Origin of the sequence: Paenibacillus sp. G2S3, from assembly GCF_030123105.1 — a bacterium.
Taxonomy (GTDB): domain Bacteria; phylum Bacillota; class Bacilli; order Paenibacillales; family Paenibacillaceae; genus Paenibacillus_AQ.
On the sequence record NZ_CP126095.1, the window covers coordinates 5,963,641 to 5,982,276 of the forward strand.

13 protein-coding genes are annotated in these 18,636 nt (G+C 44.0%); 1 reads left to right on the forward strand and 12 read right to left on the reverse strand.

The annotated features are described in order from the left end of the window. Positions 1-63 precede the first annotated feature (63 nt). The 12 genes from QNH28_RS26310 to QNH28_RS26365 form a co-directional block, all read right to left on the reverse strand. A complete protein-coding gene (locus QNH28_RS26310; RefSeq protein WP_481858413.1) occupies positions 64-1,395 on the reverse strand; it encodes an extracellular solute-binding protein in 1,332 nt (443 codons plus the stop codon). Continuing rightward, positions 1,385-2,188 (reverse strand): response regulator transcription factor, encoded by an 804-nt coding sequence (locus QNH28_RS26315; RefSeq protein WP_283909178.1) that lies wholly within the window; start codon positions 2,186-2,188, stop codon positions 1,385-1,387. The genes QNH28_RS26310 and QNH28_RS26315 overlap by 11 nt, the downstream gene beginning before the upstream one ends. Then, complete coding sequence (locus tag QNH28_RS26320; RefSeq protein ID WP_283909179.1) at positions 2,185-3,936, reverse strand: sensor histidine kinase; 1,752 nt, start codon at positions 3,934-3,936, stop codon at positions 2,185-2,187. Before QNH28_RS26320 ends, QNH28_RS26315 begins: the two co-directional genes overlap by 4 nt. Before the next feature lie 300 nt (positions 3,937-4,236). Further along, positions 4,237-4,608: an iron chaperone gene (locus tag QNH28_RS26325; RefSeq protein WP_283909180.1), complete on the reverse strand. Its 372-nt coding sequence runs from the start codon at positions 4,606-4,608 to the stop codon at positions 4,237-4,239. A gap of 138 nt (positions 4,609-4,746) precedes the next feature. Further along, complete coding sequence (gene glmS / locus QNH28_RS26330; RefSeq protein ID WP_283909181.1) at positions 4,747-6,579, reverse strand: glutamine--fructose-6-phosphate transaminase (isomerizing); 1,833 nt, start codon at positions 6,577-6,579, stop codon at positions 4,747-4,749. A gap of 641 nt (positions 6,580-7,220) precedes the next feature. Next, positions 7,221-8,561 (reverse strand): phosphoglucosamine mutase, encoded by a 1,341-nt coding sequence (gene glmM / locus QNH28_RS26335; protein ID WP_042192071.1) that lies wholly within the window; start codon positions 8,559-8,561, stop codon positions 7,221-7,223. Between the two features lie 111 nt (positions 8,562-8,672). Then, complete coding sequence (locus QNH28_RS26340; RefSeq protein ID WP_283909182.1) at positions 8,673-10,130, reverse strand: CdaR family protein; 1,458 nt, start codon at positions 10,128-10,130, stop codon at positions 8,673-8,675. Further along, positions 10,123-10,953 carry a diadenylate cyclase CdaA gene (gene cdaA, locus QNH28_RS26345; RefSeq protein ID WP_060625814.1) on the reverse strand — a complete coding sequence of 277 codons (831 nt, stop codon included), beginning with the start codon at positions 10,951-10,953 and terminating at the stop codon, positions 10,123-10,125. Before cdaA ends, QNH28_RS26340 begins: the two co-directional genes overlap by 8 nt. A gap of 217 nt (positions 10,954-11,170) precedes the next feature. Further along, entirely contained in the window at positions 11,171-11,785 is a 615-nt protein-coding gene (locus QNH28_RS26350) for a zf-HC2 domain-containing protein (RefSeq protein WP_283909183.1), read from the reverse strand. Positions 11,786-11,906: 121 nt separating this feature from the next. Then, a complete protein-coding gene (gene sigW / locus QNH28_RS26355; RefSeq protein ID WP_036681288.1) occupies positions 11,907-12,473 on the reverse strand; it encodes an RNA polymerase sigma factor SigW in 567 nt (188 codons plus the stop codon). A 1,103-nt stretch (positions 12,474-13,576) separates the two neighbouring features. Continuing rightward, positions 13,577-16,369, reverse strand: a complete 2,793-nt coding sequence (gene ppc / locus QNH28_RS26360; RefSeq protein WP_283909184.1) for a phosphoenolpyruvate carboxylase — start codon at positions 16,367-16,369, stop codon at positions 13,577-13,579. Between the two features lie 236 nt (positions 16,370-16,605). Then, positions 16,606-17,499: a LysR family transcriptional regulator gene (locus tag QNH28_RS26365; protein WP_283909185.1), complete on the reverse strand. Its 894-nt coding sequence runs from the start codon at positions 17,497-17,499 to the stop codon at positions 16,606-16,608. Positions 17,500-17,665: 166 nt separating this feature from the next. On the opposite strand from QNH28_RS26365, the gene QNH28_RS26370 reads away from it, so the two are divergent. Further along, complete coding sequence (locus QNH28_RS26370; protein ID WP_283909186.1) at positions 17,666-18,634, forward strand: ABC transporter ATP-binding protein; 969 nt, start codon at positions 17,666-17,668, stop codon at positions 18,632-18,634. Positions 18,635-18,636 lie beyond the last annotated feature (2 nt).

The window sequence follows — 18,636 nt, forward strand, 5'->3', positions numbered from 1 at the left end:
AAAAAAGAGACATCAAGGAATCTATCCCTTGGCGTCTCCATGATCTGTTTATATTTCTGATCATTACTTATCCGCTTTTAGCGCATCATCCTGTTTCTTGATGAACTCTTCTGGCGTGACGGCTCCGCCGAACAATGCCTGAATCTGATTCATGTGTATAGTAGAAGCGACCGGTTTCATTTGTGTATCCAGATAAAGAGTTACTTTATTAGCCTTATTTAACTCGTTTAATAGATCAATAAACATTTTCGGTAGCTTGATGGCCGCAGTATCTACTTTGGTAGCCGGGATTACGCCTGCATTGACAACAGAATGCTCTCCCCACTTTTGAACGAAAAAGCTCACGAATTCTTTAGCCTCCAGAGCATGCTTAGAATTTTTGGAAACGAACAATCCAGTGCCCGGACCACCGACCCAATCATCCACGTTGCCCTTGCCGCCTTCAACTGTCGGGAACTTGAAATAACCGATATTGACTTTAAATTCTTGGGCTATATTTGTAGTGGTCGTGAAATCTGGTAGCTCCCAAGTCCCTGTAACAAACATGGCTGACTTTCCGTTCATGAACTGTACCTTGGCTTCATCATTGGATAATCCGTTGTAGCCCTTGATAAATGTATTCAGGTTCACCAGTTCTTGCACTTGTCTTGCAGCCTCTAGCAAGGAAGGATCTGTGAAGTCCTTATCCGCAACCGCTTTATCCATCAGGTTAGGTCCCCCAATACGATCAGCTAGATACATGTACCAGAAGGAAGCCGGCCAACCGTCTTTACCGCCAAGAGTAACAGGTGTTATGCCATTGTTATTCAGTGTTCGAATAATCGCTTTGAGATCATCCAAGGTTTGGGGAGGCTGCAGATTAAATTCTGAAAATATTTCTTTATTATAGTAGACCGGAACTATGTTTAGTTCGACAGGAAGGGCATACGTCTTCCCATCAAAGGAGTACCCCTCCGTCGTACCAGCTACGAATTTCCCTTTCAACTCATCTTGTAAAAGATCGTCCACGGCTGCAAACTTATTTCCCCTAACATAAGGATCCATAAAGCCTGCTGCCCAGGTGAATCCGATGTCAGGTAGATCGTTAGATGCGGCAAGCACCTTCAGTTTGCTTTTATACTGCTCATTTTCAAGAACTTCCGTCTTGATGGTGATATTTGGATTAGCTTCTTCAAACTCTCTGATGATTTCTTTTACCATTTTGTTTTGCGCGGAGTTATTGCTATCCGGCCATAGATGCATCATTTTTAAAGTGATTTTCTCACCATCGCTCTTGGTGCTATTCTCTTTGTCCCCATTGCAAGCTGTTGTTATCAACAACAATATCAAGAATAGGGCACTATATAATCCGATTCTTTTCGTAGATATCCCCCCTACCGAGCCATTATTGGATATTCGCTTCTATACCATTCCTCATGGAAGAACGATACTGCCCTGGACTCATTCCTTCGTATTCCTTAAACAGCTTGTTGAAATATTTAACCGTTTGGTAACCGGTAAGACTGGCAATTTCCGCTATGGGCAGATTTGTTTTCAGCAGTAATTCCTTCGCTTTCTGCAATTTTCTGCGGGCGACGTATTCACTGAAATTCATCTGGCATTGCTCCTTGAAAAGAGAACTGAAATAGCTCCCGTTCAGATGAACAAGTCCGGCTACTTCCTGCAGGCTGATCGCCTCTTCTATATGCATTTCCACATAGTCTATCGCCTGACGGACCGGATCACTTAATGCGGCATCTTCATCTCTTATGGCCATTAATTGTGGATCAGCCATCTTCCGCATGAAGCCGATATGTTCCTGCTCCTCCCCTGCCTTCAGGGCATTCTCCACAGATGCGATTAGCTTTTCCCGGCTGGCTGGCTTGAGCAAATATTCAACTACGGACAACTGAATCGCTTGCTGAGCATACTCGAACTCGGCATGACCGGAGATGAGAATAACGGATGGCTGACGCTGTATTTTTTTATCCCTTATTTGGCTAACTAAAGAAAGGCCGCTAATTCCCGGCATGCGGATATCTGAAATCATGAGCTCCACCGGTATTTCCTCCAGAATTTCCATAGCCGAGATCCCATTGCTTGCCGTAAGGATTTCATAATGACCGGCTGCCCATACCTCTAGCATTTTCTTCATTCCTTCTCTAGATCTCGGTTCATCGTCGACAATAAGAATTGTTCGGCTTCTCATGGCATTTTGTCTCCTCGAACAGGAATTTTGATGTTTATACGGGTGCCTTGACCTTTTTGGCTATCGATGGTCATTACCGCACCCTGCTCATTCTCTCTCGAAAAAAATAGTTGAAGCCTTCTATGCACATTAGCGATTCCGACGCCGGAATCTTTTGAAGAAGATACCTTTCCGCTATCCAGCCCTTCCACAAGAGCGCGCAGCATCTCCTCGTCCATTCCCATCCCGTCATCTTCCACCGTAATGGTGACCCATTCTTCGTCTCCAGCAACCGTTAGCTTTATCCAACCCGGTTCAATCTTGCTCTCGACCCCATGTAATACGGCATTCTCTACAAGGGGCTGCAGCAACAGTCGGGGTAACTCCACATTCGAAAATTCAGGAGGAGCCTCAATTTCCCACTCCAAGCGATCTTCAAATCGCATTTTCATAATAAGCAAATATCGCTTTACATGCTCCAGCTCATCCTGTAACTTCACCCATCCCCCTTTACTCGAACCGGTGATCGTATAGCGGAATAAATCAGACATGGCGACAACATACTCCGCCAGTTGATCTTCATCCTTATCCAGCAGCGACCAGTACAGAACATCTAGGGTATTAAACAAAAAATGCGGATTAATTTGCGCTTGAAGTGCTTTTAACTCCGTATGACTCCGGGATAACTCCTTCTCATAAACCAACTGGATCAGCTCGTTGATATTATCAACCATTTTGTTATAGGAATAATTCAGTTCCTGAATTTCCATAGTGGAAGATACGTTTTCGATAGGTTTCAGAATGCCTAGACGGGTACTTCTCATAGCTTTGATCAACCTGAATACCGGTCTTGTAATAAGAATAGAGAGAAAAAAAGAAAGCAAGGTGAACAGCAAGGTGCCCATCAAAGCCGATACGACAATGGTCGTCCGCAAGACCGATATCCCCTTAGTGATAACGTTAACCGGGGTTAAGATGAGCAGCGTCCATCCCGTTACGGAAGACCGCTGTTTGACAACGATAAAGGACCGCTTGCCGATGGAAACGTTCTGATCGTCGGATTCCTCCACCAGCTTTGCTGCTGTCTTTTGTGAAATCGTGTCATCGTTGGATGTGATGAACTGGCCATCCGGAGCGAGGAGTAATACTGTTTCTCCGTCCCCTTCCCCAGATAAAGAGTCTTTAAGTGCAAACTTGTCACGGTCTGAGCGGATGAGTAAATAGCCTCCAGTTGTGAAATGCCGATCGATAAGGCTGATCTGTCGAATCGCCACAAGCGATGTAGGATCGAGCGGATCAATACCAAACCAAACGAGACTGCCTTCCTTTCTCGTCGCCATTTCGATCCAATCCTCGGGTACCTTATCTCTAAGGGTGCTGCCGTCAAGAGGATACAGCCTCACTCCGTCTTTATTATAAAGCTCAACAGATTTGATGCCGTCCGTGTAGATTTGGACTAGATTGATAATAGATGGCAGCGCTTGCCGTTCCGTAAAGGTAGCGGGATGACCCTCTATATCGCGTAAAAGGAGTTGCTGAATATAATCGTTGGTCGATACCAGCGTTGTCAAAGAATTGATCTGTTCGAGAACGCTTTCCAAACGGCCGTTAGCCTGAATCGCGGTTTGCTGAATATGCTTCTCCGCGTTGTTCTTGAGCAGCGTCGAGACTGAATGGAACGTAATCCCTCCAACGAACGTCAGAATGATGAGCATGACGGCGAGGAAACCGAGCAACATTTGATTTCGCAGCGTATTTAACTTTAACATCGACAGTATCCGCCGCATGCATTCTCTTCCCCTCTTTGTCATGTAAACATGGGATGATTGCCCCTATCTGCAAAAGTAAGGGCTTTCAACCTTTTCAGTCATTATATTAGCATGTTTGCTAATGATCCGTTAAGAAAGAATTATGGATTCGACAAAAAGAACTAATATTCTCGCCCCCAATACCAACAGGCGAGGTCATTAGCTCCATTTCTAGCAGCCTTTTATGTAAGAGTGTCTTACTCCTAATTAAAAAAATCCCGATGATGTATTCATCATCGAGGCTAACTACTGCTTCATTTTTTATTTTCGCCAAAAAGTTGAACAGTCTGCCTTATCCATAATGTTAAACTCGATCATTTTCTCAAGTAATGAGAAATCAACCGGACTATCCCACCGAATCCGTAACAACTGCTTGGTGTGATCATAGCCAGCCTGTACAATTGCCTCAGAGAAATGATTAATCCCTGCGATTTCAGGCGCAACAGCCATATGTTGTTTGGATACGCTAAAGCCAATAATATAGGTGTCGTGATCGGTGAACATAGGCTGATTCCACGCAATTTTTGGTTTTAAACCCGTGAATTTGTTAGTTACCCAGGCCAACACTTCTTCCATTCGCTCCCGATGCTGTGGGTTATCAATTTGCACAAAATATTCCGCGAAAGCCTCCATCTCGTTCACTCCTAACCTCATTAAATCGCCTTTTGTTCAGGCGTAGTTACAAAAAAACACCCCGTTAGATAATCATATCTAATGAGGTGATAGGGTGCAACGTTTATAACGGTATGATTTTTTGGGAAAGGTTATAACCTACTCCACAGTAACACTCTTCGCCAAGTTACGTGGTTTATCCACATCATGACCCAGTGCAAGAGAAGCATAATAAGACAATAATTGCAGAGGCACTACGGACAATGCCGCTGTCAGCATTGGCAATGTCTTAGGAATAACAAACACTTGATCCACTGATCTAAGCAGGTCAGTCAAATGCTCTTGATGAGTGATCGCAAGCACGTCAGCTCCGCGAGCTTTCACTTCTTTGATGTTGCTGACGGTCTTCTCAAGAACAGCTTCCTGAGTTGCCAGGGCAATAACCGGAACGCCTTCCTCGATCAGAGCCAACGTACCATGTTTCAATTCACCTGCAGCATAAGCTTCGGAGTGAATATAAGAGATTTCTTTCAGCTTCAAGGATCCTTCTTGAGCAACTGCGTAGTCTACGCCACGGCCGATGAAGAACAGGTTCTTGTGCTCAGAAATTTGCTCTGCATAACCTTTGATCGCTTCTTTTTGAGCTAGGATCTCTTCCACTTGCTCTGGTAGAGCTTGCATAGCTGCTAGAATCTTAGCTACTTGCGCTTCGGTTTGAGTACCACGAACTTCAGCCAAATAAAGAGCAAACAATCCGAAGGCGATCAATTGTGAAGTGTAAGCTTTGGTCGAGGCTACAGCAATTTCTGGACCTGCCAAAGTTACCAACACATCATTCGCTTCGCGAGCGATAGAACTGCCCACTACGTTAGTGATCGCCAATACATGTGCACCGTTAGCTTGAGCTTCACGTAGAGCTGCCAAAGTATCTGCAGTCTCACCGGATTGGCTGACAACGATAACCAAAGTTTCTGGCGTCACGATTGGTGAACGATAACGATATTCCGAAGCTATGTCATTCTCTACTGGAATACGAACCAAAGATTCGATCAAAGAGCGTCCTACCACGCCAGCGTTGTAAGCTGTTCCGCAAGCAATAACTTGGATGTTACGAATGTTCTTGATTTGTTCTTCAGTCATGTTTAGTTCAGGCAAGACAACCTTGTTTCCTTCGGCATTAATACGACCCCGCATAGTGTCGCGATAAGCCTTAGGCTGCTCGTGGATTTCTTTCAACATGAAATGCTCGTAGCCGCCTTTTTCTGCGGTAACTTCATCCCAATCGACAGTAATCATTTCCCGAGAAATAAAGTTTCCTTCAATCGTCATCAGTTCGACAGCATCTCTTGTCAAGACTGCCATTTCGCCGTCGTTCAAAATATATACGTTACGGGTATATTCAAGCAGTGCAGGAATATCTGACCCGATAAAGTTTTCCCCTTCGCCAAGACCGATAATGAGCGGGCTTGCTTGACGCACAGCCACCAATTTATCTGGTTCGTATTCAGTCAGGACACCTAATGCAAATGCACCGCGCATGAAGGTAATCGCTTTTTGTACAGCTTTCACAATATCCCCATCATATTCGCGAGCAATCAGATGTGAAATAACTTCTGTATCTGTTTCGGAGACAAAGTGACATCCGCCAGCAATCAGCTCTTCTTTCAGATCCAGATAGTTTTCGACAATACCGTTGTGAACGACCGAGAACTTCATGCTGTTATCCGTATGTGGATGGGAATTCTCATCGGATGGTTTACCGTGAGTTGCCCAGCGTGTGTGTCCAATACCTGCGCTACCTGCCAGTGGGCTGCCTTCCAGCTTCGACTGCAGATTCGCCAAACGGCCTTGAGCTTTCACTACTTGCAGTCCTTCCCCAGTGAATACAGCAATACCAGCGGAATCATATCCCCGATACTCCAGCTTCTTCAATCCTTCAACCAAGATCCCCTGCGAATTCTGATTACCAATATATCCTACAATACCACACATTATAATTTCCCCCGTCCGAGTTATCGTAATGTGGCGGCATAAGGAAAGAAACGTGCCGTGCGGCATGTTTTTGAGAAAAAGCAAATATTCTGTTGTATTTTTGGATCAACAAAATAAACTGTCACTTACATCTTATGTTTCATGAAATGCACAGCCTTCTTCTCTGCCGTGGCAGAACTACCGTGTTTCTTTACGATGCGCGCACACATGAATTTTTATATTTCTTATGCACCCATGAAAACGTTGTGTGAAAGGTCGCCCTTCCATTTTCCGTCTCCATTTACGGCTCTGGTGCATCACCGGGAGGTCCCCGCCGAACATTTCGAACACCTCCACCTCGTCAGCTTACGTCTGCCGTGATCCGTTCAAGCCCTTGTCTACATAACCATGTAGCAGCTTTCCCTTCTCCCCCGCGCTCGACCAAGCTCTGGCGCTTGCTATTGCAAACCTCACAATCCCCGCTTTCCTTCTAGAATGACACTTAATCTATTATATGCACCTTGTAGTACTTTGGCAATGCCGTACCAACCCAAATTTTACAAAAACAATTCAAACGACCCAATAATAAAATAAATAACGCTGGTGTAACGAGTCTGAATCGCTCTCGCTCGCTACACCAGCCTTCTAGTTATACTAATGAATTATACCAATTCGCGTTGAACAACTTCTACAATTTGATTCACATAAAGATCTAGATCTGCCTTATCAGGTCCCTCTGCCATGACACGGATTAGAGACTCCGTACCCGACGGACGTACAAGCACACGGCCATTGTCGCCTAGCTTGCCTTCTACTTCAGCGATAGCTGCTTCGATAGCCTGGTTGTTAGGATAATTAGTCTTATCTTGTACACGAACATTGACCAGCACCTGCGGGTATTTCGTCATCATGCTCTTAACTTCGCTAAGCTGCTTACCTGAAGCCTTAAGCGTATCAACCAGCTGGATAGCCGTCAGAATACCATCACCTGTTGTATTATAATCAAGGAAGATAACATGTCCAGACTGTTCTCCACCCAGATTAAAACCGCCACGGCGCATTTCTTCCATCACATACCGGTCGCCTACAGCTGTTTTAGCAGTGTTCAGGGATAATTTCTCGGTAGCTTTGTAGAATCCGATATTACTCATAACCGTTGATACGATTGTGCTATCTTTCAGCTTGCCAGCACGGTTCATTGCATCCCCACAAATGCAGAGAATGAAGTCTCCGTCAACTTCATCACCTTTATTGTCGATCGCAATCAATCGGTCAGCATCTCCGTCAAAAGCAAGTCCCAAATCCGCTCCATGACGTAATACTTCCTCACGCAAAGTCTCTGGATGAGTCGAACCAAATCCAGCATTAATATTCAAACCATCAGGCTCAGCTCCAATAGAAATAACCTCAGCGCCTAGCTCTCTGAACAATCTTGGTGCAAGTTCATACGCTGCGCCGTGAGCACAGTCGAGTACAACCTTAATTCCCTTGAAATCCTGAGAAATGGTCGTCTTCAAATACTCAAGATAGAGGTACTTGGCGTCATTATCAACCGTAACCATGCCTAAACCAGAGCCGATAGGACGAGGCAATTCATCTACTTCAGCATCCATTAGTTCTTCAATGCGCAGCTCAGTTTCATCCGTAAGCTTGAAACCATCTCCGCCAAAGAACTTAATGCCATTATCTTCAACCGGATTATGTGATGCCGAAATCATGACCCCTGCATCTGCTTTTAATAGTCTCGTAATATAAGCAACAGCAGGTGTACTCACTACACCTATACGGATTACATCTGCCCCAATAGACAGTAAACCAGCAATAAGAGCTGATTCAAGCAAAGGACCGGAAATACGTGTATCCATCCCAATGACAACCTTTGGTTTATGCACATTACCCGCTAGTACATATCCTCCACAGCGACCAATGCTATAAGCCATTTCTGCAGTTAATTCACGGTTTGCTACTCCCCGCACACCGTCAGTTCCAAAATACTTCCCCATTATTTTTCTCCTTTGAATACGCTACATTAGCTTAATGTTCTATCCTATGATTTGAATACTTTTTTGGTGTACCTTTGGGACATATCCTCAAAGACGTATTTCAATAAAAGGTTACGTTCCCCCTGTACCTACAGGATTTTCGGAATTCGTACTTGTGTTAGCTGTGCCATTATTCTCTGGACTGCTATCCGTGGGGACAGGCGTCGCTGTAGCTCCAGCCTCTCCGCTATGGGTAGGCTTCTCAGTGGCCTCCACATTGCCTATAACAGGTTCAGAGCTTGGCTCAGGAGTAGTTACACTATCTGTGTCTGGATGAGGCGTAGGTACCGGCGTTGCAGGTGATAGCAACTGTACGGTTACCGTAAGAGGCACACTTGAATTAGCCAGTGCGATGAATTTAGGCAGTGATACCCGTAAAGAAACCTCGTGAGTCCCGGCATTAAGGCCAGTCACATCAGCCACAACACTTAAATCGTCTTTATTTAGTTGATTTAGCAAAGTAGGTGCACCTGTTAAGGTAAGGGCTATATCCTTGCTTGTTGGTTCAACAATACTTCCTTCTAACCCATCACCGACACCCTGTAACTTGATGGGTACCGCTTCAACCGTCCGTTCAGCAATTTCTGAGATCGTTAATGAAACGTTCACGGTTTCAGGCATTACTTTCTCAGTTCCTGCCGGAGGTTTCAATTCTACCTTCAGCTGCTTCGTACCTGCAGAATCTATAGCGCTAAGATCGACACTTGCTTCATAGGTAGATAATGCAGCTAATGCATTGGCTTGACCATATACCACGACTGATTCCAACTCAGGTGTCACATTCGATAAGACAAGAGTACCTGGAAGTTGTCCAGTAAAGCCGATATCTAATGGCAAGCTCTTAAAAGGCAAGGTAATTGGCAATTCCACCGAAACGGTAGCAGGCTCAATGACAGCGTCCTTCACTTCTTTTCCTTCATTATCATAAGCATGTAGCTTCATTTTTTTCTCTTTAAAGGTTTCGTTCTCGCCATTTAGCTCAATGGTGCCTTGTACCTTCACCACTTTGCTTAACTCATTATCAGGCAACGTAACCTCAACAGTATCCGTAGGCTGCAAGACTGGGGTACCTAATTGATATCCCGCTGCTGGTTCTCCCTTGGTAACCAATGTTATGGGAAAAGATTTTGTATTTCGTAACTCTACATGTACGTTGACCTCTTTAGGAGTCATTCTGACAAGAGTTACACCTCTAGGTAATGAATAAGAGAGTGGCAACGTATTATCACCAGGCTCAACCTTACTTAGATCAAGGGTCACTTTATAGTCGTCCGAGAACTGAAAAGAAATATCAGAGTTTTTCCCCTTAACCTCCATACTGACACTATCTACATCCTTGTATTCCAATACATATTTATCTTTATCTAGACCGATTTCTTCGATCTTTACATTCTCAATAATCTTCGACTTAGTATCGACCGTGGTCTGTCCAACAGGTGCAGTGTCGACTCGAACCATGGTAAACAGAATAATCCCAAATGCAAGGGCAAGAATCTTATTGAAATTGTTATTGCTCATCCACTTATCCATGATTTTTGTCCCCCTTCCGTTTCCAGAAAGTTGAACCTTTCTCCTTCAGCGATGAACTTACACTCAGCTCTTGATGGAGCTTCGAAATCATTGATTCTTCTTTAATGTCCCTCACAATTTGACCATTGATGGCCAGAGAAATCTGTCCTGTCTCCTCTGAGACAATGACAGACACAGAGTCCGCAACCTCACTAATCCCGATAGCCGCACGATGCCGTGTCCCCAGTTCCTTGCTAATAAAAGGGTTCTCGGACAAAGGTAAATAGCATGCAGCCGCAGCGATCTGGTTCCCTTGCATAATAAGGGCTCCGTCATGCAGAGGGGTGTTAGGAATAAAGATGTTAATCAGCAACTCAGAGCTGACCAGAGAACGCATGGCGATACCCGATTCCGTATATTCATTGAGGCCTGTCTCTCGCTCGAATACGATTAATGCCCCTATTTTTCTATGTGATAAATAATTTACGGCTTTAATCACTTCGCCAATTAATTTACTGAGCTCTTCATCACTTTCCCCAGCCCGTCCGAAAAATCTACCTCGTCCAAGCTGCTCCAGTCCCCTTCGTAGTTCCGGCTGAAAGATGATAAAGACCGCCAGCACCCCGAATGTAAACATTTGATTCATTAGCCATTTGAGCGTATAGAGATCTAGGATGGTACTCACAGCCCAAATCAAAACCAGGACCAGAATCCCCTTCAGCAGCTGAATCGCTCGAGTTCCGCGGACCATATTAAGCACTTTATAAATAATGTAGCTGACGATCAGTATATCAACAATATCTTTAATGGAATCTTTCCATGTTAAGTCTGTAAAATAACTCATTGCCTAAAACCCCCGTCATTTCATATTAGCTGGGTTTATGTAAAATGTCTGTTAGATCTGTATCATATCTAGGTTATAACGTTCGGGCTCCAGTTGCAAGTTTAGCCCCTCACCCATTTTCTAAAATTTCTAAATTTAGGCAACAAAAAAGCGCCATCTTTCCGGAAAAAGAGGCGCAAAATAATATTCCAGCTCAAGGTAACCACTGTCGCTTTCTTTAACGGTAGGCAACTTCAGAGAACATGTTCGTCACTTTATACCAGAGCCAACTTACCGCTTGGTCTATGCTTTTGACTTGCCCAGAAATATGAGCCGTTGAAGCCTGATACAGAGAACCGTCAATGACTGTTACGTTCCCGTTCACTTCCCCATATACCTGTGCTTTACCATTCTCTATGGTAAGGTCACCGGTAATAATCTTACCGGAAGGTACGATTACAGTATCCCCTTTAATAACCACTTGATCCAGATCTGCACCTCTAACTACAAGTTGTCTATCTGGACTCCAAAAAGTTACGGAGCTCATCAGCATTACGACAAGAAACAGAGATGCCGCTGTAAGTGCAGGGTGTCTCTTAATCCAGGTAATAAAAGCTTTTTCTTTCTTGGACTTTGGCAATGAACTCATTATCCGGCTCACAAGATCATCTGAGGCAACAGGATTCTGATGCATTAGGGAGAACATCAACATATCTGTCTGTTCTAATTCTTTAAACTTTGCACGGCAATCTGGACAGGATAGAAGATGCTCCTTCAATTCCCTCTGCTGCTGATCGGGCAAGTCGTCATCCAAGTAGTCGTGCATCATAGAGACGGCCAGTTTGCATTCCATAGGAGCCAATCCTTTCATGAGTGCTATTTAATTATCCTAAGACAAAGGGTCAGGACACATAAGACTTGCTTAACTTACATACGTCGCGCTTCAAAAGATGTTTCATAAAAAAAATCTATTTTTACATTTTCGGGCCTAACTTTTTACGCAAAAACTCACGACCACGGTGAACACGCGTCTTAATCGTGGTTACAGGCATGTCTAGCACATCACTTATCTCCTGAAGTGATAAATCCTGCAGGTATCTAAGAATCATCACAGACCTGTATTTCACAGGCAGACTGTCAATCGCCTCATAGATAAGTCCCTGCGTCTCAGAGAGCAGTAATTCGGTCTCAGGTGTCACATTATCACTTGGAATCAACGAATAGCCGTCAAGGCCCTCCTGATCGTTCATTTCTGCATCGAGCGAATAGGTTGGTTTCCGTTTGCGTAATCTATCAATACAGAGGTTCGTTCCAATCCGGTAAATCCAGGTTGAGAACTTCTGTTTATCATCATACCGATCCAAGTTTCTATACACACGCAAAAAGGTCTCCTGAACAATATCCTCCGCCTCATGGCGATTGTTCAGCATCCGGTACGCCAGATGATATATTTTGTCTTTATATAGTTCCACAAGCTCGGCAAATGCCCTTTGGTCGCCTTTTAAGGCGAGCTTTGTCAATCTGCCTTCCAAATTCTCCACCTGTTAACTCCCCCAGACTTGCCGCCCTTGGTATTTATTTTCAAATATCCACGGTACAAGCAATTAAATCGTAATTCAAGTTTGTGTAAAAATCAAGGATTGTATTGTAACCTTCTCTGTAAACTGAGTTAAAAACTGGACAACTTGGTATAGGTGATTAAGTGCAGCTTCAAGAAATATTTGGACTTCCGGTCGCTGTTATTGTCAGATTTCCTGATTTAAACCGCTACTCGCGGTAGAAATCTGACAATAAAGGCGATCACTAACGCTCCTACAGTTCCAAACATTCTCTACGCTGCTCCTTCACCTGAATAATAAGTGCACACTATTTAACTTCGCTTACATCTCGGTTACTTGGGTAGGAGCCAGAAAGATTAATATTGACCACAGCACCACAATATTTTTCAGGACAAAAGAATCACTTCGCAGCACAATATTTAGTCTATGAGCGTAGTAGCTCGTATTAGGCACAAAAACACCCTGTCGGGTGAATAGGCTTCTGTTAGATAAATTCAAAGCATACGGAGCAGAAATTGTTGCACTTTCCGGGGTTTTAGGTGATTTGGCGAGTAAGAACTCCAGTGTAGGTAGATGGTTTTACTTTCATGGAACGAGTTATAGGGAAAACCTCCCTATAAATTAGGTCACAGCTGTTTTATGAACAAGTTATACGGAATTTCTCCCTGTATATTGGCTAAATTCAATTAATTACACCAAGTTCAGCTGATATAAAGGGAACAATTCCCTATATTTTATCGAAATGACCTTAAAACATCGAATTATAGGTAATAATTCCCTATAATTCAGCAAGTTGACCCTGAAGCAGAGAAATAAAAACATTAAAAATTTTATGTGTGCGAGTAGACAGTAACTCCTATAAAGAAGCAAATAAACACGAGCTCCGGCGCTCCTTTCGTGCATCCTTTGCACTCATCTCTGGCAAAGCCCATAACTCGTGTGCCACAGCGCATCGCTTTATTCTCGGTCTATGATTCTGCTATGGAGACTATTGGTCTTAGACTGTACCAGATACTGCATAATTTCCTATACAAGCACAAAGAGTCCGCCCCAATAAAGGGCGGACTCTTTGTGTTAAGACTATATCAGCCGGTATTCCGAAGACCAGCGGCAATGCCATTGATGGTAAGCAATACTTCGCGGAGCAATTCGCTATCGTCTCCATCGATTTCACGGAGCGCTCTAAGCTCAGATAGCAATTGGACCTGCAGGTAGCTAAGCGGATCAACGTAAGGATTACGGAGTCTGATCGACTCCTGAATCACAGGGACGTTATCCAAGATATCCTGCTGGCCAGTAATCTTCAGGATCAGCTCAGAAGTCAGTTTGAATTCATCTTCAATCTGGCCGAAGATCCGTTGACGCGCTTCTTCGTTCTTGCCCATGCTGGCGTATTCCTTAGCAATGATCAAGTCCGCTTTTGAAATAGCCATTTGCAGCGTATCTATCAGTGTAGTAAAGAATGAGAAGTTCTCATACATATGCTGCATTACCTTCAGATTCTCTTCCTTACCCTCATAGAAACTCTGCAGTCCAGTTCCAGCAGCATACCACGCTGGAAGCAAATAACGGCTTTGTGTCCATGCAAATACCCACGGAATTGCACGCAAATCTTCAAAACGGTCACTGTTCTTCCGTTTGGAAGGACGTGAACCAATATTAAGCTCTCCAACCTCAGGCAGAGGTGTAGATTCTTTGAAGTAAGTCAGGAAGTCCGGATCACGGAATATCAAATCCTGATATTTGTTTAGCGAAACTTCAGAGATTCGGGCAACAATCTCTTCCCACTTCTCTTCATATAGATCCGCTTGCGGAGTTCTCGCATTGATCGCTGCAGTCACAAGCGCAGATGTCGCTTGCTCTAGACTGCGGTAAGCAATCCCTTGCATCGAATAACGGGAGGAGATAACTTCTCCCTGCTCAGTGATTTTAATGCCGCCACCAATCGTCGAGGCAGGCTGAGCCAGAATGCTGCGGTTAAGCGGCATGCCGCCACGGCCGAGCGCTCCGCCACGACCGTGGAAGAACTTCAGCTTGATTCCGAACTTATCGGCTGTAGCTGTAATCTCTTTCAGAGCAACACGCAGTTCCCAGTTAGCAGTAACCACGCCGCCATCTTTGTTACTATCTGAATATCCAAGCATGATTTCCTGCAAATCATTCATCGCGCTTACTGCATCGCGGTAGATAGGCATACTGAGCAATCTATTCATAATTTGTGGTGCATCATGCAAATCATCAATTGTTTCAAAAAGTGGCACAGCTTGCAGCGTACATACGACTGTACCATCATTATCTTTACGGAATAGTCCTACCTCTTTGGAGAAGACCATAACCTCCAAAATGTCGCTTGCCGCTTCTGCCATACTGATCAGGTAACTGGTGATACATTGTATGCCGTACTCTTCTTGCGAAGCGTAGATCGTACGGTACACAGCAAGACATTCCTCTGTACCCTCACTATACGTCTGATAAGAAGAAGTAATTGGACGTGGATCATTCAGCAGTTTCTCCAACAGCTCAATCTTCTCATTCTCAGACAGTTTGGAGTAGTCCGGCGTAATATTCATTTTCGCCAGAATTTCAGTCATAGCATTCTCATGTTCTTGACTGTGTTGACGCACATCAAGTGTCGCCGTATGGAAACCGAACAACTCCACTTGGCGGATCAATTTCTTAATATAAGTGTCAGCCACATAATCGGCATAGTGATGCCGTAAACTGCGGTCAATCACGTTCAAATCATCGATGAACTCCTCAGGGGTAGAATAACGCTCAGGAGTATCTTTTTTCTCATCATCCAGAACATTTTGTGTCTTGGAGATCATATAGCTAAGCTTAATACGGTAAGGTTCATTGTCATTGCGCCATTCTTCCATCTTGCCAAGATTAATGATCTCACGATCAGCTTCAATGGATTCTACTAGCTCAGGCGTCACCTTAACAATACTTGTGCTAAAGCTTAGGTATTTCATAAGCTCACGCATGATCCGCTGATATTCTCGAATCGCCAGCTTACGTTGCATACGCAAGGTCTGTGAGGTGACTGTTGAAGTTACTGATGGGTTACCATCACGGTCTCCACCAATCCATGAGCCAAAACGCAAGTAGGTTGGTACATGCCAGTTCTGCCCTGGGTAGTATTTACTGAGACAACGTTCAAGTTCTTGATAAACGTCCGGCAATACATGGAAGATCGTCTCATGGAAGTAGTACATCCCATTACGCACTTCATCGAGTACTGTAGGCTTGCGGTCACGCAGTTCATCCGTTTGCCATAGCGTAATTACTTCATTCAATAGCTTCTCACGGAGCTGTTCGCGCTCCCGGAAGGTTAAGGTAGGGTTATCCAGACCCATAACATCATCAGATATCCGCTTATGAATATCGAGAATAGCACGGCGCATAGCTTCCGTTGGATGTGCCGTCATTACAAGCTCCAGAGATAATCCTGCAATAATCTCGTTAACTTCCTCATGAGAGAAATCACGTTCACGAAGCTCTTTAATCGCGCTTTCTATAGAACCGGGTTGGACTGTCTCCCCAGCTGAACGTTCATAGTCACGTTTGCGGCGAATCCGATGGTTCTGTTCGGCAATATTCACGAGCTGAAAATAAATAGCGAACGCTCTTATTACCTGATGACGGTTCTCTGGATCCAAAGAATTGATTAACTCCTTAAATTCACTGTGCAGTTCAGGTAAAAATAGTGAGCGCAGCGATTTACTGGTTTCGCGAATTTTCTCCACGATCTCTAGTAGTTCGTTACCGCCTTGGTGAACCAAGACCTCTCCTAAAATGTTCCCCAAGAACCGTACGTCCCGTCGCAGCAGATTGTTAGAGTTGCTTTTGCTGACGGTAGTCGTAAGTTCGGTCATGCTGCTCCCCCCATTCTCTTCCGGATCAATGTGTTAATTATTGTCTGTCTAAAAATCGCCTATTAAAGCTTTCCTCATATCATACAATAAAACCGCGTGAAAATCTCCAACTTTTTTGCGCTGTAAAGCGACACAGTATCTACGATTATACACCAATTTCTCAATTTATACAGTCCTTATATTTTATGTATTCTTTCTTATATATAATGGCTCTAGCATACCTTCATTATGTGTATTTAAATACGCAGCGTTCGAATCTGATCGATGAACAGGCCAATAAGCGGAGAATAATGACGATCGCGGTTATACGAATAATAAATATGTCTTTGAAAATTATAATCTGGAATGGTGCGCATTAGCAATCTTCCTCTGGCTACCTCATCCTCCACAGCAAGACGCGATATAAACGAAACGTACTTTCCACTTATAAGCGATTGCTTAATGGCCTCCAGTGAATCCAGTAGAATATAAGTTCTAGGTTCATTCCCCTCCCGCTCAAACCATTTATCCGTTAGTTGGCGTGTACTCGATTCCTTGTCATGTAATATAAAACTCGCTGAAGCAATCATAGCCGGGTTTAGATTAGAAAATGAGGCAAATTCATGAGATGGTGAAAAAACAAGCACGAGCTCGTCCTCACACAAGGCTTGAGTATGCAGATCTGGTAGATAAAAAGATTCTGTAGACAAAATACCAAGGTCAATCTCATGGCTAGCCAGCATTTCTTTGATTACAGGGGAAGGCTTAACCGATAAAGAGATCGTAATCCCCGGATGTTGTTCTCCAAACAGCCCCAATATTTTCGGAAGAATATAAGTAGCTGGAACGTAACTGGCACCAATCTTAAGCGTCCCCCGCCCCGCCTGACTGAACTCTTTTACAACCCGCTCCGCTTCTGCAGCTAGTGCATTGATTTTAGTCGCATAATGAAGAAACGCTTTTCCACTCTCCGTAAGAATCATTTTATCCATTCTGGATTCAAATAACTTCTCCCCCAATTGCTGCTCTAAATTCTTCAAATGGTACGTAACAGTGGGCTGCTTCAGTCCGAGTTTATCGGCTACTGTAGTTATTTTCTTATGTTTATTTAACAGTTCTACGATTTCCAGCTTGATTAAATTAAGGTTCATTATCATCCACTCCTCGCCTATTCACTAAACGGTAACATAGAAGAATTCTATGAATGTTAAAATAAATCGGCAAAAAAGTTAATATCACAGTTACATTCAGCAAATATAGCGGGAATTCTTTACCTTTACACTAAGAACAAGCTTAAGAACAGGCAGGTAGATAGAGATGAAGGAAATTACAATCCACAGATTGGAAAAGAAATTCGGAGATGTGCATGCCTTGAAGGCTGCAGATCTGAAGATTCCCGCTGGAAGCTTTACGACATTACTCGGTCCTTCAGGTTGTGGAAAGACGACACTACTCCGTCTGATTGCTGGGCTAGAAACACCGGATGCGGGAGAAATCCTAATGGATGACGAGTTTATTTTCTCAGGTAGCAAAAGAATTAGTCGCCCCATTCATAGCCGCAACTTCGGCATGGTTTTTCAAGATTTCGCACTCTGGCCGCATCTAACTGTCTTCGAGAATGTCGCCTTCGGACTTCGTGCCTCTAAGCAGAAAAAAGATTTACGAATTAGGGTTCAGCAAGCCCTTCGTTCCGTAAAGCTGGAAGGACTCGAGCTACGCTTTCCCCATCAGCTGTCCGGTGGACAACAGCAACGGGTTGCTTTTGCCAGAGCAGTAGTTACTAGACCACAACTCGTATTGTTCGATGAGCCTTTGAGTGCACTAGATGCGGTCTTGCGAGATGAAATGAGGCTGGAGTTAACCTCCTTGGTGAGAAACATGGGTATTACCGCTTTATATGTCACCCATGATCAAACCGAGGCGATGTCTATGTCAGATGAAGTGGTCGTGATGCAAGGTGGTACTATTTTACAAGCAGGTTCTCCTGAGGAGATTTATCAGAAACCAAACCATCCTTTTGTAGCTCACTTTATTGGAAAATCCAACTGGATCGTTCCCGATAAGCAAATGCTTCGTCCGGAACATTTACGTTGGTCTCAGGAGAATGCTTCCTCTCTCCCTTTTACGGGGACGATTCAACATGTGAGCTATATGGGTGATCGCTATGAGGTCATTCTAGAAATGGAGAACAAAACCACTTGGACCGCTTATCATGATCAACGTCTACCTGTTGGAGAGACGATCCAGGTCTACGCTTCAGAGCACCAGATTCATCATCTGAATTAAGC

Excerpts from the sequence above, each read along its gene's own strand:
- QNH28_RS26315 (WP_283909178.1), bottom strand. The coding sequence starts at position 2,188 with ATGAGAAGCCGAACAATTCTTATTGTCGACGATGAACCGAGATCTAGA.
- QNH28_RS26320 (WP_283909179.1), bottom strand. The coding sequence starts at position 3,936 with ATGTTAAAGTTAAATACGCTGCGAAATCAAATGTTGCTCGGTTTCCTC.
- QNH28_RS26325 (WP_283909180.1), bottom strand. The coding sequence starts at position 4,608 with ATGGAGGCTTTCGCGGAATATTTTGTGCAAATTGATAACCCACAGCAT.
- glmS (WP_283909181.1), bottom strand. The coding sequence starts at position 6,579 with ATGTGTGGTATTGTAGGATATATTGGTAATCAGAATTCGCAGGGGATC.
- glmM (WP_042192071.1), bottom strand. The coding sequence starts at position 8,561 with ATGGGGAAGTATTTTGGAACTGACGGTGTGCGGGGAGTAGCAAACCGT.
- QNH28_RS26340 (WP_283909182.1), bottom strand. The coding sequence starts at position 10,130 with ATGGATAAGTGGATGAGCAATAACAATTTCAATAAGATTCTTGCCCTT.
- cdaA (WP_060625814.1), bottom strand. The coding sequence starts at position 10,953 with ATGAGTTATTTTACAGACTTAACATGGAAAGATTCCATTAAAGATATT.
- QNH28_RS26350 (WP_283909183.1), bottom strand. The coding sequence starts at position 11,785 with ATGGAATGCAAACTGGCCGTCTCTATGATGCACGACTACTTGGATGAC.
- ppc (WP_283909184.1), bottom strand. The coding sequence starts at position 16,369 with ATGACCGAACTTACGACTACCGTCAGCAAAAGCAACTCTAACAATCTG.
- QNH28_RS26365 (WP_283909185.1), bottom strand. The coding sequence starts at position 17,499 with ATGAACCTTAATTTAATCAAGCTGGAAATCGTAGAACTGTTAAATAAA.
- QNH28_RS26370 (WP_283909186.1), top strand. The coding sequence starts at position 17,666 with ATGAAGGAAATTACAATCCACAGATTGGAAAAGAAATTCGGAGATGTG.